This is a genomic window from Sphingopyxis sp. A083, assembly GCF_001468495.1.
GTDB classification, from domain to species: Bacteria; Pseudomonadota; Alphaproteobacteria; order Sphingomonadales; family Sphingomonadaceae; genus Sphingopyxis; species Sphingopyxis terrae.
This window is the reverse complement of record NZ_LNSK01000001.1, coordinates 779,767-795,152: the sequence shown is the minus strand read 5'-3', so window position 1 is coordinate 795,152 and position 15,386 is coordinate 779,767. Positions and strand designations below refer to the sequence as shown.

Genomic DNA, 15,386 nt, shown 5'->3' with positions numbered 1-15,386 from the left:
AGAATCAGGCAGCAAGCGGGCGGGCAAGAACGCGGTCGTCGTAGAGCTTTCCCCCGACGTTGAACTGGCGTGTCCCGACGTCGACGAAGCCCTGCTTGCGATAGAAAGCGAGCGCCCGTTCGTTGCGGGCGTAAACGCCGAGCAACAGGCGGCGATGCCCTGCCGCAGCGTCAAGAGCGCAGCGCATCAGTGCGGCGCCAAGTCCGCTGCCATGAAAACGCGACAGCGAATAGATGCGCTTGAGTTCGATGTCGCCCGCCTCGGCAGCGGCGAGGTCGGGCCGACCGATCAGCGCGAAGCCGATCGGCGCGCCGCCCGGCTGCGCCTCGGCAAGCCAGGCGCGCGCGCCCGACGCCAGATAGGCGCGATAGGCGGCCTCCTGATGCTGCGCCGCGCAATGCCCGACGATCGCCTCGCCGTCGAGAATGCCCGCGAAGGTTTCGAGGAAGGTCGCGGCGCCGATCAATGCCAACGCGGCGGCATCAGCCTCTCCGGCCTCGCGAATCGCCCATGTCGGTCCGTCCTCCATCAGGATGCCGCCGCCATCGTGAATGGCTCCAGCCCGGCAAGCCGCGTGCGCACCGGCACCTCGGGAATCCGCCGCGCAGGAAGGCCCTGCACGGCCTTGGCCATCGCCGCAATATGCGCCGGGGTCGATCCGCAGCAGCCGCCGAGGATGTTCACCTGACCATGGTCGGCCCATTCGCGGACCAGCGCCGCAGTCGTGTCGGGCAGTTCGTCATATTCGCCAAGCTCGTTGGGCAGTCCGGCGTTCGGATAGACCATCACCAGCGTGTCGGCGAGGTCGGAGAGCACGCGGACATGCGGACGAAGCTGCGCCGCACCGAACGAGCAGTTGAGCCCCACCGTCAGCGGCTTTGCGTGACGCACCGCATACCAGAAAGCCTCGACCGTGTGGCCCGACAGGTTGCGGCCCGACAGGTCGGTGAGCGTCATCGAGATCATCAGCGGCAGCTCGCGCCCGACCTTCGCCTCTGCCTCGAGCGTCGCGGCGATCCCCGCCTTGGCATTCAGCGTGTCGAAGATCGTCTCGATCAGAATGAAATCGGCTCCGCCCTCGGCGAGCGCGATTACCTGTTCTCGATAGACGTCCTTCAATTCGTCGAAATCGATCTCGCGATAGCCGGGATTGTTGACGTCCGGCGACAGCGACAGCGTCTTGTTCGTCGGCCCGACCGCGCCCGCGACGAAGCGGCGGCGGCCGTCCTGCGCCGCGAACTTGTCGGCCGCTTCGCGCCCCAGGCGCGCGCTTTCGTGATTGATGTCAGCAACCAGCGCTTCGGCGCCATAATCGGCCTGGCTGATCCGGTTCGCGCTGAACGTGTTGGTCGAGACGATGTCCGATCCGGCGGCGAGATAGGCCTCGCCGATCGCGGTCACGACATCCTGCCGCGTCAGCGCAAGGATATCGTTATTGCCCTTCTGATCGTGACCGAGGCCGAGCGATCCCGCATAATCGGCTTCGCCGAGCTTGCGGAGCTGAATCTGGGTGCCCCAGCCGCCATCGGTGAGCAGGATGCGATCCTTCGCCGCCGCGATCAGGGCCTCGCGCGCTGAGATCATGCCGCCTTATCCTTTGCCGGCGCCACCGGCCGCAACCCCAGCATATGACAGATCGCATAGCTGAGTTCGGCGCGGTTGAGCGTGTAGAAGTGAAAATCGCGTACCCCGCCCGCGTAGAGGCGGCGGCACATTTCGGCCGCGACCGTCGCGGCAACGAGCTGACGCGCGGCGGGCAGATCGTCGAGCCCTTCGAACAGCGCGATCATCCATGCGGGGATCGCGGTGCCGCACATATCGGCCATGCGCCGCGTCTGCGACACGTTCGACACCGGCAGGATGCCCGGCACGATCGGCGCGTCAATGCCCGCTGCAGCCGCGGCGTCGCGGAAGCGCAGGAAGGCTTCGGGCGAGAAGAAGAATTGCGTGATCGCACGCGTCGCCCCGGCATCGAGCTTGCGTTTCAGATTGTCGAGATCGGCCTGCGGGCAATCGGCATCGGGATGCACCTCCGGATAAGCGGCGACCGAAATGTCGAACGGCGCGATCCGCTTCAGCCCGGCGACCAGTTCGACCGCGTTCGCAAAACCATCGGGATGCGCCTGATACGCACCGCCGCCGGGGACATCGCCGCGCAGCGCGACGATATGCCGCACGCCCGCGTCCCAATAGGCGCGCGCAACCTCTTCGATCTCGGCGCGCGACGCCTCGACGCAGGTCAGGTGCGCGGCGGGCGGCACCGCGCTTTCGGACGCGATCCGTGCCACCGTCGCATGGGTGCGCTCGCGCGTCGATCCGCCCGCTCCATAAGTTACCGAAACGAAGCGCGGCGCCAGCGGCTCGAGCGTGCGGAACGTGTCCCACAGCTGCGCCTCCATCTTCTCGGACTTGGGCGGAAAGAATTCGAAACTGACGCCGATGTCGCCTTCCAGATTGGCGAACAGCGGCGACGCCGCAGCGCGGCGCGCCTCGGCCAGCGCGTCGAGGGAAGTGGTCATGCGGCGAGCCTTTTGCCTTCGCCGTCGCCCGCGGCGACGGGGGGTTGATCCTGATCACGGCGGCGCGCGCCAAGCCACAGCTTGACCGCGAGCGCACCGCCTTCGAGTGTTTGCGTCCGTTCGAGCGTCAGCCCCGACGCGGCGAACCAGCCGCCGATCTGCGTATCCGAAAAACCGAGGCGCGCGTGCGCCGCCAAGGCGCGCAGATCCTCATCCTCGTGCGGCGCAAAATCGGCAACGAGCAAATGCCCGCCATCGCGCAGCACGCGCGCGGCTTCGGCGATGACCCGCTCGGGTTCGTGGGCAAAGTGCAGCGCCTGATGGATAACCACCGAATCGACGCTGGCGTCGGCGATCGGCAGCGCGAGGAAATCGCCCTGCACGAGATCGACCGGCACCGCCTGATCCGACAGTTTGGCGCGCGCGATGCGCAGCATTTCGGGGCTGCGGTCGAGCGCGGTGATCCGCTGCGCGGTCGGTGCGAAGATTTCGGCCATGCGCCCGGTACCGGTGCCGACGTCGAGCAGATGGCCCAGCGCGCGCCCGCACATCATCGCGACCATCGCGTCCTCGACCTCGCTTTCGGCGACGTGGCGCGACCGGATCGCATCCCATTCGGCTGCATGGTCGGCGAAATAGCGTTCGGCCACCGCCGCGCGCTCGGCGCGAACCGCGGCAAGCCGGCGCGCATCCTGCGCGATCACCAGCGCCTCGCGCGCCGAAAAGGGCCAAGCCCCCGCAGCAGCAGCCATGTCGGCGCCCGGCCCCTGTTCGGCGATGCGCAGGAAGACCCAGCTCCCCTCGCGGCGGCGCTCGACGATCCCGGCTTCGGCGAGGATACGGACGTGGCGCGAAACGCGCGGCTGGCTCTGTTCAAGCACCGCCGCCAGTTCGCCGATCGCCAGCTCCATCTCGCGCAGCAAAGCGACGACGCGCAGGCGCGTCGGGTCGGCCAGGGCCCGGAAAATGTCGATCAGCTCGCTCATCGCAGCATCATATAAAGACTTCTTTATATGTGGTCAACGAATTGTCGTGCAGCAACGGTGTGCGCGCGCGATTGCGACCAACGCCGCGCCTTGGACAAAAAGTCCGTTGCACCCCCACTTACAACCCTGTAATTCCGGCGCCCGATCAACGGGAGCAGGATCGCATTGGTCCGGTCCGCCCGCCGGTCGAGAAGTTCAATCAAGAGGGGTATCCCAAATGAAAAAGTCGATCACTCTGTCGCTCGTCCTCGCTGCGTCGCTGAGCGTTGCCGCTTGCTCGCAGAAGGCTGCTGACGAAGCCGCTCCGGCCGACACCGCGGCCACCGAAACCGTCGAAGGCGCTGCCGACGGCGCGATGGAAGCCGCTTCGAGCGCTGCCGACGCGACCGCTTCGGCCGCGACCGACGCCGCCGCTGCCGCCGGCGACGCTGCCGACAAGGCTGGCGAAGCTGCAGACAAGGCCAGCGAAGCCGCTGCGGCCGCCAAGGAAGCGACCGACGCCGCTGCCGCGAAGATGGAAGAAGCCAAGAAGTAAGCTTCCACTTTCGCCTGCCAAGGCAAGGAAATCGGGGGTCGTCGACATGCGTCGGCGGCCCCTTTTCCTTTTGCGATCAATACCCCGCGGCCACCGCGTCCCGCCGCACGGTTGCCAAGCCGGGCAGGCGCAGTTAGTCTCCGCGCCCAGTGGCCGGTTATCCGGCCGCTTGCACATCGAAAGGAACATATATGCGCAAGATCATCCTCGCCTCGATGGCCGCAGCGGCCTTCAGCCTCGCCGCTTGCTCGGAAAAGGCGCAGCAGGAAACGTCGGAAGCCGGCGATGCGATCGCCGCTGATGCCGCTAGCGCGGGCGACGCCGTCGCCGATGGTGCGGCCGACGCCGCCGACGCGACCGCCGATGCCGCGAAGGACGCCGGCAACGCCGTCGAAGGCACCGTGAATGCCGCCGGCGATGCCGCCGCTGCCGCGGGCGACAAGATCCAGGAAGAAACCAAGAAGGCCGAAGCCAACGACAAGTAAGTCGTCGGCAGGCCCTTGGCCTGATAGGGAAAGAGGGGCTTCGCCGGAATGGCGGGGCCCCTTTTCGCAGGAGCCGACATGACGAAATTTCCAACCCGCATGGTTTTGGCCGCAGTACTGTGCCTCGTCGCCGGCTGCAGCCGCACCGACAATGAGCCCGGTCCCGGCGGCGTCACGGTCAGCGAAGCCAAGGCGCTCGACGATGCGGCCGAAATGCTCGAAAGCCGGGACGGTACCGCTACGAACGCCGACAGCGCCGCGAGCGGCGAATACGGCGGCAAATAGGCTTTCGCCGATGCGAAAGCCGCGATAGAAGACAGGCGTCCCGCAACTGGCGCTGAAGATGGAGTTCCATCGGGGAGCGGGACCGATGCGAGCCGCGCGCCTGGGTGATCCGTCAGAAAAGGACCATCCCGATGACCGACGCGCCGCAAACCACCATCGTCTTCCTGCTGTTTCCCGGTATCACCCAGCTCGATTTTACCGCACCGGCGCAGGCGCTGTGCCGCCTGCCCGGCGCGCGGCTGATCGGCGCCGCGGCCAGCCTCGACCCGATCCCGACCGACTGCGGCTTTGCGATCGTGCCGACGCATGATTTCGCCGCGGCGCCGCAGGCCGATATACTGTGCGTCCCCGGCGGACATGGCGTCGCCGAAGCGCTGGGCGACCGGGCGACGATCGACTTCATCGCGCAGCAGGCGGCCGGCGCCACCTGGGTGACGAGCGTGTGCACCGGCGCCTTCCTGCTCGGCCGCGCCGGGCTGCTCGAAGGGCGGCGCGCGACCACGCATTGGGCCTATACGCATCTGCTGCCGATGGTCGGCGCGCGCCACGAAGCGGCGCGCGTCGTCGAGGACGGTCCCGTCGTGACGAGCGGCGGGGTGACGTCGGGCCTCGATTTCGCGCTGACGCTGGTCGCGCGGATGCGGGGCGACGCGGCCGCGCAGGCGATCCAGCTTGCAATCGAATATGATCCGGCCCCGCCCTTCGCCGGCGGCCACCCCGACCGGGCGCCGGTCGCGGTGACCGAGGGGTTGAAAGCGCGCGTCTATGACGCAGCGGCGGCGCGGATGGCAGCGGCGCTCAAAAGCTAGAGCCGGCCCCTATGCGCAGTTTGCGAGGGCGATCTCGTAGAGTTTGGGCCAATATTTGCCGGTGACAAATAGCCGCTTGCCCTTCGCGTCCCAGGCAATGCCGTTGAGCACGCTGTCGCTGTCGCTGACCCCGGCGCCTTTGCGCAGCCCGGTCAGGTCGATGTAGGAGACGATGGCGCCGCTGTCGGGGTCGATCCGCACGATGACGTCGCTCATCCACACATTCGCCCATACCTGTCCGTCGATCGCCTCGAGTTCGTTGAGCATGGCAAGCGGACGGCCGCCGAAGCGAACGGTGACGCGGCGCTTTTCCACCATCGTCGCGGGATCGAAGAAGCGCAGCGTCGGCGTCCCGTCGCTGAGCACGATCGTATCGCCGAGCGTCGTCACCCCCCAGCCCTCGCCCGAATAGGTGAAGTCGCCGACCGGCTTCAGATCCTTGAAGCGCCAGCGATGGCCGATGCCGTTCTGCCAGGTGACGCCGATAATCTGGTCGCGCCAGCGCGTGATCCCTTCGCCGAACTGGTCGGCGGGGAGCGGCGTTTCGGCGAGCGCCTTGCCGGTCGCCAGGTCGAGACGCGCGATGCGCGAATGGCCGTACTGCCCCGTCCCTTCGTAAAGATGGCCGTCGTCCCAGAACAGGCCTTGCGTGAAGGAGGACGGATCGTGCGGATAGGTCTGGACCACCCGGTAGCCACAGCGTTCGATCGTGGCGCGCGGCGGCGGCGGCGCAGGCGGAGCGACGGCGGCCGCGGGATCGGCGAGCAGCGCGGCAAGGGCGAGAAGCAGGCTCATGACCGCCTAGCTATGCTGCGGCGGATGAACTGGCAATGGCCCGGAAAAAGGTGAGGGGACAGAAAAGGGCCGGAGGATTGCTCCCCCGGCCCCGTTTCTTGTTGGCTGAGCGCCGAACGGTACGGACTTAGAAGTCCATGCCGCCCATGCCGCCCATGCCGCCGCCGCCCATCGGCATCGCCGGCTTGTCTTCGGGAAGCTCGCTCACCGCCGCTTCGGTGGTGATGAGCAGGCCCGAAACCGAGGCAGCGTCCTGAAGCGCGGTGCGCACGACCTTGGTCGGGTCGATGACGCCGGCGGCCTTCAGATTTTCATAGACGTCGGTCGCGGCGTTGAAGCCCTGATCCTGGTTGTTTTCGCGCAGCAGGTTGCCGGCGACAACCGCACCATCATGGCCGGCGTTGGCCGCGATCTGACGCAGCGGCGCTTCGATCGCCTTGCGGACGATGTCGATGCCGCGGGTCTGGTCGTCGTTGGCGCCCTTCAGCCCTTCGAGAGCCTTGGTGGCATACAGCAGAGCCGTACCGCCGCCGGGGACGATGCCTTCCTCGACCGCGGCGCGGGTCGCGTGCAGCGCGTCGTCGACGCGATCCTTGCGTTCCTTCACCTCGACTTCGGTCGCACCGCCGACCTTGATCACCGCAACGCCGCCGGCGAGCTTCGCCAGACGTTCCTGCAGCTTTTCACGATCGTAATCCGACGTGGTGGTTTCGATCTGCGCGCGGATCTGTTCGACGCGGGCCTTGATCGCGTCGCCTTCACCTGCACCGTCGACAATGGTGGTGTTGTCCTTGTCGATCGTGACGCGCTTCGCCTGGCCGAGCATGTTCAGCGTGACCGACTCGAGCTTGATGCCCAGGTCTTCGCTGATCATTTCGCCGGCGGTCAGGATCGCGATGTCCTGCAGCATCGCCTTGCGGCGATCGCCGAAGCCCGGCGCCTTGACGGCCGCGACCTTGAGGCCGCCGCGCAGACGGTTGACGACCAGCGTCGCGAGCGCTTCGCCTTCGATGTCTTCCGCGATGATGAGCAGCGGACGGCCCGACTGTACAACCGCTTCGAGGATCGGAAGCATCGACTGGAGGTTCGACAGCTTCTTTTCGAAGATCAGGATGTACGGATCAGCCAGTTCGACCGTCATCTTTTCGGGGTTGGTGATGAAGTAGGGCGACAGATAGCCGCGGTCGAACTGCATGCCTTCGACAACATCGAGTTCGAACTCGAGGCCCTTGGCTTCCTCGACGGTGATCACGCCTTCCTTGCCGACCTTTTCCATCGCTTCGGCGATCTTTTCGCCGACTTCGATGTCGCCATTGGCCGAGATGATGCCGACCTGCGCGATTTCCGACGAGCCCGACACGGCGGTCGAACGGCCCTTGAGGTCTTCGACGACCTTGGTGACCGCGAGGTCGATGCCGCGCTTCAGGTCCATCGGGTTCATGCCGGCAGCAACCGACTTCATGCCTTCGCGGACGATCGCCTGGGCGAGAACGGTCGCGGTGGTGGTGCCGTCACCGGCCTTGTCGTTCGCCTTCGAGGCGACTTCGCGCAGCATCTGCGCGCCCATGTTTTCGAACTTGTCCTTGAGTTCGATTTCCTTGGCGACCGAGACACCGTCCTTGGTGATGCGGGGGGCGCCGAAGCTCTTGTCGATCACGACATTGCGGCCCTTGGGGCCCAGCGTGACCTTGACGGCGTCGGCGAGGATGTCGACGCCCTTCAGGATGCGTTCGCGTGCGTCGCGCGAAAATTTAACGTCCTTGGCAGCCATGAGGATGCTCCTTTAATAAAAGCGCAGAAAACTGCGTAACTTCACACTGAAATCGGCAAACAGGCTCAGGCGAGAACGCCGAGGATGTCCGATTCCTTCATGATCAACAGCTCTTCGCCATCGACCTTGACTTCGGTGCCCGACCATTTGCCGAACAGGATGCGGTCGCCCGACTTGACGTCGAGCGGCGTCACCTTGCCATCTTCGGCCTTGCTGCCGGTGCCGACGGCGACGACTTCGCCTTCCTGCGGCTTTTCCTTGGCGGTGTCGGGAATGATGATGCCGCCAGCCGTCTTTTCTTCGGCTTCGATACGGCGGACGAGCACGCGGTCGTGCAGCGGACGAAATTGCATGGATGTCCCTCCAGTAATGCAATGGATGTCAGACTTAGCACTCACAGGGCGTGAGTGCTAACAAGCCGGCATATGGGTGGGAGTCAGATGGGCGTCAAGCAGCGCCGATCAACTTTTTTGCGTCAGGCCGGAAGCAGGCCGAGACGGGCGCGCATTCCCCAGCGCATAAGCAGCACCGCGGACACCACGATGAGCCCCACGGCGAGCCCGATCCACACGCCGACGCCCGCAAGCGGGGTCCAGAAGCCAAGGTAGATGGCGGTGCCATAGCCCGCGATCCAGTAGCCGCAGACCGCGATGATCATCGGCACGCGCGTATCCTGAAGCCCGCGCAATACGCCTGCCGCCACCGTCTGGGCGCCGTCGAACAGCTGGAACGCGGCGGCCACGATCAGGAACTGCAGCGCAAAATGGACGAGCGCGGCGTTGCGCGCCGCATCGACATCGACGTAGATCGACAGCACGAGCCGCGGCGCGAGCCAGATGACCGCCGCGGTCACGACCATGAACCCGATACCGAGGATCAGCGACGCCTGCCCCGCGAGCGTAATGCCGCGATGGTCGCGCGCGCCGTAGGAAAGGCCGACCCGGATCGTCGCCGCCTGCGCCACGCCGAACGGGATCTGGAAGGCGAGCGCCGCGATCTGGAGCGCGAGGGTGTGCCCGGCAAGCTGCGCCTCACCGATCCGGCCCATCAGGAAAGCGGCGCCGGTGAACAGCCCGGCCTCGGCCAGAATGATGAGGCCGATCGGGGTGCCGATGCGGAGCATTTCCCAGAAGCGGGGCCATTCGGAGCGCCACCAGTTGCCGAACAGATGATAACGGCGCAGCCGCCGGTCGGTCTGGATCACGATGATATAGGCGATCAGCATCACCGTGCTCGTGATGACGCTCGACAGCGCCGAGCCCTGCAGTCCGAGGGCCGGCATGCCGAGATGGCCGAAGACGAGGCTCCAGTTGCCAAGGGCGTTGACGAACAGCGCGAGGAAGGTGATCGCGGTGGCAATCGTCGGACGCCCGAGCGCCGAAACGAAGATGCGCAACACGCTTGCTGCGATCATCGGCACCATGCCCCACATCAGGATCAACAGGAAACTGGCGGCATGTGCCGTGATTTCGGGGTCTTGCCCGGTTGCGCGCATGATCGGGCCGCCCGCGGCACAGACACCCATGAACAGCACGGACACGATCGCACTGAGCCACAGCGCCATGCGGACGGTGCGCCGCACTTCGCGCACGGCATGTTTGCGCCGCCCGAGTTCGGCGGCGACGAGCGGCGCTGCGGCGCCGACGAGCCCTGTCCCGGTCCACAACAACAGGCCGAAGATCGAGACGCCGAGCGACGAGGCGGCAAGCGGCGCATCGCCGAGCCGCGCCACGAAGATCACGTCGATCGCATGGACCATCATCTGCAGCAGGTTCGCCGCCGCCAGCGGCAGGGCGAGCGCCAGCGTCGCGCGAAATTCGGCGCGGAAAGTCTGCGGCTGATCCGCCGTCAGGGGGTGGGCCTGCTCGAGCATAGCCGGCCCGGATAGGCGCGCTTTTACGGCCGCTCAATAGCGCGCGAGCGCCGCGCGCGGTTTCGGATGCGGGGGTGATAAAAAGGCAACAATCGTTGCCTTAGCCCCTCCACGTCACCGCCATCTCATAGGCGAAGGCGAGGAAGGTCAGCGTCAGGCCGACGACGAACAGGCGATAGGCATAGGCGAGGTAGCGATATTTGCGCCGCGCGAGGACAAGACCGTTCTGGTAGGTGTCGCGCAGGATCGTTTCGTAAATATCCTCCTCGGTCCGCATCCGTGCCTTGACCGCGTCGATGAACTCGTCCTCCTCCATCTGCTCGAACCGGCCGAAGAAGAGGATATTGCTATGATCCTTGCCGTCGCGAAACACCGCCGGCGGCGCCTTGCCGACACGGGGGAGAACCGCCGATATGGCGAGCAGCGCCGAGAGGAAAGAAAAGGTCGCCAGCACCGCGAGCGGCAGCGTGAAGGCCCCCGCCCCGGCGCGCGCCTGTCCGACCGCGAGGGTGAAGACCACGAAGGTCGCGCCCATCAGGATCGACGCCTTTTGATCGGCCATCTGCGACAATTGCATCGTGATCTGCTGATTGGTGCGCACGAGATGCACCGCGTTGGGCGGAAAGGATATGGCGGGCCGTTGCGGCGCCGCGTCCGATTTTTCGCTGTCCATCCAGCCCCCTCCCTGCCCCTTCAGCTTGCGGCGACCTTCGCCCGGATGGCACGAAGGACCGCGAACGGCAAGATGCTGCCCGATTGCCGCCGCAATCGCTTGCCAAGCGGGACGGGGCGCGGCATGCCCGCCCGCAGTTTTTTCATTATGGGACGCACCCGCATGAGCACCCCCCTCGCCGACCAGATCCACGGCCTGATCGAACCTTTCAACAAGAAGGGCGTCGCCCTGACCGACGCGACGACCTTTGCCGGCGACCTTGAATGGGACAGCCTGACGGTGATGGATTTCGTCGCCGAGGTCGAGGATACGTTCGACATCATCATCAGCATGAACATGCAGGCCGAGATCGAAACCGTCGGCCAGCTCGTCGCCGCGGTCGAAAAGCTGCAGGGATAATCACCCCCATCCGTTCGTGCAGAGGAGGGGCTGAGCGAAGTCGAAGACCTGTTCGAGACGCCATTTCGTTAAGCTCTATGGCCCCTCAGGACGAACGGATGGTTTCAGGATTCACATATGACCGACCTTTTCTCCAAATTCGATCCGCTCATCGAACAGCGCGCGGCGCTGCTCGCGACCGGCGTTACCGATCCCTTCAGCCTGGTGATGGAGAAAGTGCTCTCGCCCACCGTCGCGATCTGCAACGGGCGCGAGACGATCCTGCTCGGCACCTATAATTATATGGGCATGACCTTCGACGAGGATGTCATCGCCGCGGGCAAGGACGCGCTCGACAAGTTCGGCAGCGGCACCACCGGCAGCCGCGTCCTCAACGGCACCTATCAGGGGCACAAGGAGTGCGAGGACGCGCTGAAGGAATTTTACGCCATGGATCATGCCATGGTGTTCTCGACCGGATATCAGGCGAACCTCGGCATCATTTCGACGATCGCGGGCAAGGGCGACTATGTCATCCTCGACATCGACAGCCACGCATCGATCTATGACGGGTGCAAGATGGGCGACGCCGAAATCGTTGCTTTTCGCCACAACGATGTCGAAGCGCTCGAAAAGCGGCTGAAGCGCCTGCCCGCCGAGGCCGGCAAGCTCGTCGTGCTCGAGGGCGTCTATTCGATGCTCGGCGACGTTGCGCCGCTGAAGGAGATGATCCGCGTCTCCAAGGAAAATGGCGCGATGGTGCTGGTGGACGAAGCGCATTCGATGGGCTTCATCGGCGAACATGGCCGCGGCGTCGCCGAGGCGCAGGGCGTGATCGACGATGTCGACTTCATCATCGGCACCTTTTCGAAGAGCGTCGGCACCGTCGGTGGCTTCTGCGTGTCGAACCACCCGAAGTTCGAGATCTTGCGGCTCGTCTGCCGCCCGTACGTCTTCACCGCCTCGCTGCCGCCGAGCGTCGTCGCGACCGCGGCGACGAGCATCCGCAAGCTGATGCACGGATCGAACAAGCGCGCGCACCTGTGGGAAAATTCGAAGACGCTGCACAAGGGCCTCAAGGACCTCGGCTTCACGCTGGGTACCGAAGAGCCGCAGTCGGCGATCATCGCGGTCATCATGCCCGACCTCGAAAAGGGCGCGATGATGTGGGAAGCGCTGCTCGAAGAAGGCCTCTACGTCAATCTCGCCCGCCCGCCCGCGACCCCCGCGGGTATGACGCTGCTGCGCTGCTCGCTCTGCGCCGAACATTCGAGCGAGCAGGTGAGCGAGATCCTCGGCCGCTTCGAGCGCGCGGGCAAGCGCGTGGGAATTATCGGCTGAACCGAGCCGCGCCGCCGACCAGCGGATTCATTTTCGGGGCGAACCGAGCGGAACGCCGCGTCGTGCGGTCTTCATCGCTTTGCCCCGGAACGCTTGTTGGATAGAAGATCAGCGTGTTCGAGCGGGATTTGGATCACGACAATGAGGGCCGTCGCGAACGGCTGCGCTTCTGGCTAACCGTCGGGCTGGGCGCGGTGCTGACCGGCGTCGTCGGCGCACTCATCATGCTGATGAGCCGTGCCAACGACAATTATGACCGCTCGCTGAGCTGGCAGGCGCACAGCCTGGAAGTGATTTCACAGACGCGCAGCCTTGATGCCGCGCTGGCGCGCGCCGAGGCGGCACTCGGCCGCTTCGCGGTCGGCCTGAAAAAGGAGGACGGCCGCGTCTTTCAGCAGCAGTGGGGGCTGTCGCAGCAATATCTCGCGCTGCTCCGCCGCAACGTCCGCGACAATCCGGAACAGGCGGCGCTGGTCAAGACACTGACCGCCGAACTCGACCGGCGCGGGACGCAGCTCGGCGATGCGGCGCTCAGCGCCAATTACAACCAGACCATTGCCGCGATCTCGAAATATAACGCCGCCGGACACGATGCCGCGCTGCTGCGCATCGACCGGCTGCTGACCGAATTGATCGGCAACGAACGCGCGATCCTCGCCAACCGGAACCAGCTCGCCGCGTCCGACCGTGCCAGCCTGAACCAGGCGATCCTGCTGTTCACCCTGCTCGCCGCCGCGGCGGCGGTGGTCGCGATCGCGGCGACCGTCTCGCTCGTCCGCGCACAGAGCGAACGGCGCGCGGCGCGGCGCGAACAGTTGATCGAAAGCGACCGCGCCATGGCGCTCGAGGCGGCGGTCAATGCGCGGACCGCCGAGCTGGCCGAAGCGAACAGCGCGCTGCGCAGCGAAATGGCCGAACGCGCCGCCGCCGAGGAGCAGCTTCGCCAGGCGCAGAAGATGGAAGCGGTCGGCCAGTTGACCGGCGGCATCGCGCATGATTTCAACAATATGCTCGCTGTCGTCGTCGGCGGGCTGGAACTTGCGCAGCGGTGGATCGGCGAAGCGCCCGAAAAGGCACAGCGCCACATCGGCAATGCGATGGACGGGGCCAATCGCGCCGCCGACCTGACCCGCCGCCTGCTGGCCTTCGCACGGTCCGAACCCGCGCGCCCCGAAATGACGCCGATCGACGCCTGCATCGCGGGCTTTTCGGAATTGATCGGGCGCACGATCGGCGACCGCATCGCGCTGACGCTCGACCTTCAGACCGAAGGGCTCGCCTGCTGGGTCGACAAGCAGCAATTCGAAAATGCGCTGCTCAACCTTGCCGTCAACGCGCGCGACGCGATGGACGGGCACGGGTCGCTGACGATCCGGACGCTGCGCGACGAAGAGGACGACACCGCCGCGCTGGCGGTGGAGGTGATCGATACCGGCTGCGGCATGTCGCCCGAGGTGCTCAAGCGCGTGTTCGACCCCTTCTACACCACGAAACCCGCGGGTCAGGGCACAGGTCTGGGGATGAGTCAGGTCTTTGCCTTTTGTCGCCAGTCGGGCGGCGAGGTGCAGATTCATTCGGTCGAGGGCGAAGGCACGCGCGTTGCGATGCTGCTGCCCGTCGCAAAGCCGCATGCCGAAGCGGCGGCGCCCGCGGGCGGTTCCGATGCCGTGGTGAGCGAACCGCCGACGGACGCGATGCGCATCCTGGTGGTCGAGGACGACGAGCGCGTCCTGACCGCCACCGTCGACGCCGTAACCGAGCTTGGCCATCAAGCGATCGCTTGCGACGATCCGCGCGCCGCCGCCGGGCTGGTCGAAGCGCATGGCGGGTTCGACCTGATCCTCAGCGACGTGCTGATGCCCGGCCTGACCGGCCCCGAAATGGTCGCAGAACTGAAGGAACGCTGGCCCGATCTGTCGGTGCTGTTCGTCACGGGCTATGCCGGCGATGCCAGCGAGTTCGAAAGCTTTGGCGACCATGACGTGCTGCGCAAGCCCTTTACGCTGAACGCGCTCGAACAGGCGATCCGCCGCTGCGGCGATGCGCGCGCACCGGAGCGCGTCGCTTCCTAGCGGATTGCGCCGCTCTTCACGAGACGTGGCACCAGCGTCAGCGCAGCGACCAACGGCCAGCGGCGCTGCCACGGCTTGATCTCTATCTTGGTGCCCGCATGGCGGTTGATCTTCCAGGCGAGATAATCGATCCCGCCAGCGTAGGTCAGGCTGGCCTTGGCGAGCCGCACGATACTGAGCAGCTTGCCCTCGATCCGCCGCCGCGCCCAGCCGCCGCTGGCGGCACCGGCCGGGATTGCCGCCATCGCCGGCAGGCTGAAGCGGTCGTAGCGCGCGGCGTCCGCATCGACGACCGACTGCGCCCGACCGGTGCGTTCGGCGCGCAATTCGACCGAATAGGTCAACGAAAAGGCGCGCCGCCACCAATCGAGCGGCGCCTCGCCATCGACCGTTCCCGCCGCAGCAAGCAATGTCGGCGCGGCGCGTGCCACCGCCGCCACCGCGCGGTCCCGCGCCGTATCGTCGACGGCCCAGACGAGCCGCGACGGCTGGGCGAAGCGCGCCCAGACCGATACGTTGCGCGTTTCAGGGCCGTTCAGCCGGTGAAAATCACCTTCGCTGAGCACCGCATATTTGGCGATCAGCCCCTCATGCTCGAACGGAAAGACGTTTGGCGGGATGAGGCGGTTGGCGGCCGCGAGCCAGCGCTTCGGATAGGCATCGCCATAGTCCGAAACGATCAGATAGAAATCGAGCATCAGCCCGTCGAGTTCGCTCTCGCGCAGGCAGCTGCCGTAGAAGAGCACAGCGCGGGCGCTGCCCGGACAGCGGGCAGCGATCGCCGACGCCATCGCAGCGACGCGCGGATCGACGTGTATCGCAAGCTCTTCGCGGACGAGATCGGTAAGCGCCGACATGCGAGCG

17 protein-coding genes and 1 riboswitch are annotated in these 15,386 nt (G+C 65.9%); of the genes, 7 read left to right on the top strand and 10 right to left on the bottom strand.

The genetic code is table 11. The annotated features are described in order from the left end of the window. Positions 1–4: 4 nt before the first annotated feature. From ATE59_RS03850 to ATE59_RS03835, 4 genes are read right to left on the bottom strand one after another with little or no spacing between them, the layout of a single operon-like run. Positions 5–529, bottom strand: coding sequence for a GNAT family N-acetyltransferase (locus ATE59_RS03850; protein WP_003042643.1), 525 nt, complete (start codon positions 527–529; stop codon positions 5–7). Then, entirely contained in the window at positions 529–1,584 is a 1,056-nt protein-coding gene (locus ATE59_RS03845) for a homocysteine S-methyltransferase family protein (RefSeq protein WP_003042645.1), read from the bottom strand. Before ATE59_RS03845 ends, ATE59_RS03850 begins: the two co-directional genes overlap by 1 nt. Next, complete coding sequence (gene metF / locus ATE59_RS03840) at positions 1,581–2,519, bottom strand: methylenetetrahydrofolate reductase (protein ID WP_058811243.1); 939 nt, start codon at positions 2,517–2,519, stop codon at positions 1,581–1,583. The genes ATE59_RS03845 and metF overlap by 4 nt, the downstream gene beginning before the upstream one ends. Beyond that, positions 2,516–3,505, bottom strand: coding sequence for an ArsR/SmtB family transcription factor (locus ATE59_RS03835; protein WP_058811242.1), 990 nt, complete (start codon positions 3,503–3,505; stop codon positions 2,516–2,518). Before ATE59_RS03835 ends, metF begins: the two co-directional genes overlap by 4 nt. 217 nt (positions 3,506–3,722) lie before the next feature. Here ATE59_RS03835 and ATE59_RS03830 point away from each other — a divergent pair, with 217 nt between their 5' ends. From ATE59_RS03830 to ATE59_RS03815, 4 genes are all read left to right on the top strand, one after another. Next, entirely contained in the window at positions 3,723–4,040 is a 318-nt protein-coding gene (locus ATE59_RS03830; RefSeq protein ID WP_003042650.1) for a hypothetical protein, read from the top strand. A gap of 191 nt (positions 4,041–4,231) precedes the next feature. Continuing rightward, positions 4,232–4,525 carry a hypothetical protein gene (locus ATE59_RS03825; RefSeq protein ID WP_003042652.1) on the top strand — a complete coding sequence of 98 codons (294 nt, stop codon included), beginning with the start codon at positions 4,232–4,234 and terminating at the stop codon, positions 4,523–4,525. A 78-nt stretch (positions 4,526–4,603) separates the two neighbouring features. Next, entirely contained in the window at positions 4,604–4,810 is a 207-nt protein-coding gene (locus tag ATE59_RS03820) for a hypothetical protein (protein WP_231737162.1), read from the top strand. 32 nt (positions 4,811–4,842) lie between these two features. Continuing rightward, positions 4,843–4,923, top strand: a riboswitch (ZMP/ZTP riboswitch). Between the two features lie 18 nt (positions 4,924–4,941). After that, on the top strand, positions 4,942–5,619 hold the full coding sequence (locus ATE59_RS03815) for a DJ-1/PfpI family protein (protein WP_058811240.1): 678 nt from the start codon (positions 4,942–4,944) through the stop codon (positions 5,617–5,619). A 9-nt stretch (positions 5,620–5,628) separates the two neighbouring features. On the opposite strand, the gene ATE59_RS03810 is transcribed toward ATE59_RS03815, so the two are convergent. The 5 genes from ATE59_RS03810 to ATE59_RS03790 all read right to left on the bottom strand — a co-directional run bounded on the left by ATE59_RS03810 (position 5,629) and on the right by ATE59_RS03790 (position 10,731). After that, positions 5,629–6,414 carry a glutaminyl-peptide cyclotransferase gene (locus ATE59_RS03810; protein ID WP_058811239.1) on the bottom strand — a complete coding sequence of 262 codons (786 nt, stop codon included), beginning with the start codon at positions 6,412–6,414 and terminating at the stop codon, positions 5,629–5,631. Positions 6,415–6,541: 127 nt separating this feature from the next. Then, the gene (groL, locus tag ATE59_RS03805) at positions 6,542–8,185 is read right to left on the bottom strand and encodes a chaperonin GroEL (RefSeq protein ID WP_003042661.1); all 1,644 of its coding nucleotides are present in this window, start codon (positions 8,183–8,185) and stop codon (positions 6,542–6,544) included. Between the two features lie 65 nt (positions 8,186–8,250). Then, positions 8,251–8,538 (bottom strand): co-chaperone GroES, encoded by a 288-nt coding sequence (gene groES, locus ATE59_RS03800; protein WP_003042663.1) that lies wholly within the window; start codon positions 8,536–8,538, stop codon positions 8,251–8,253. A 122-nt stretch (positions 8,539–8,660) separates the two neighbouring features. Next, positions 8,661–10,058, bottom strand: a complete 1,398-nt coding sequence (locus ATE59_RS03795; protein WP_058811238.1) for an MATE family efflux transporter — start codon at positions 10,056–10,058, stop codon at positions 8,661–8,663. 100 nt (positions 10,059–10,158) lie between these two features. Next, the gene (locus tag ATE59_RS03790; protein ID WP_058811237.1) at positions 10,159–10,731 is read right to left on the bottom strand and encodes a Pycsar system effector family protein; all 573 of its coding nucleotides are present in this window, start codon (positions 10,729–10,731) and stop codon (positions 10,159–10,161) included. Between the two features lie 162 nt (positions 10,732–10,893). On the opposite strand from ATE59_RS03790, the gene ATE59_RS03785 reads away from it, so the two are divergent. The 3 genes from ATE59_RS03785 (at position 10,894) to ATE59_RS03775 (ending at position 14,522) form a co-directional block, all read left to right on the top strand. After that, on the top strand, positions 10,894–11,130 hold the full coding sequence (locus tag ATE59_RS03785) for an acyl carrier protein (protein ID WP_040589850.1): 237 nt from the start codon (positions 10,894–10,896) through the stop codon (positions 11,128–11,130). A gap of 117 nt (positions 11,131–11,247) precedes the next feature. Next, a complete protein-coding gene (gene spt, locus ATE59_RS03780; protein ID WP_058811236.1) occupies positions 11,248–12,450 on the top strand; it encodes a serine palmitoyltransferase in 1,203 nt (400 codons plus the stop codon). 128 nt (positions 12,451–12,578) lie between these two features. Continuing rightward, positions 12,579–14,522, top strand: a complete 1,944-nt coding sequence (locus ATE59_RS03775; protein ID WP_231737161.1) for an ATP-binding protein — start codon at positions 12,579–12,581, stop codon at positions 14,520–14,522. Here ATE59_RS03775 and ATE59_RS03770 read toward each other — a convergent pair. Further along, positions 14,519–15,379 carry a hypothetical protein gene (locus ATE59_RS03770; protein ID WP_058811234.1) on the bottom strand — a complete coding sequence of 287 codons (861 nt, stop codon included), beginning with the start codon at positions 15,377–15,379 and terminating at the stop codon, positions 14,519–14,521. The genes ATE59_RS03775 and ATE59_RS03770 overlap by 4 nt on opposite strands. Positions 15,380–15,386 lie beyond the last annotated feature (7 nt).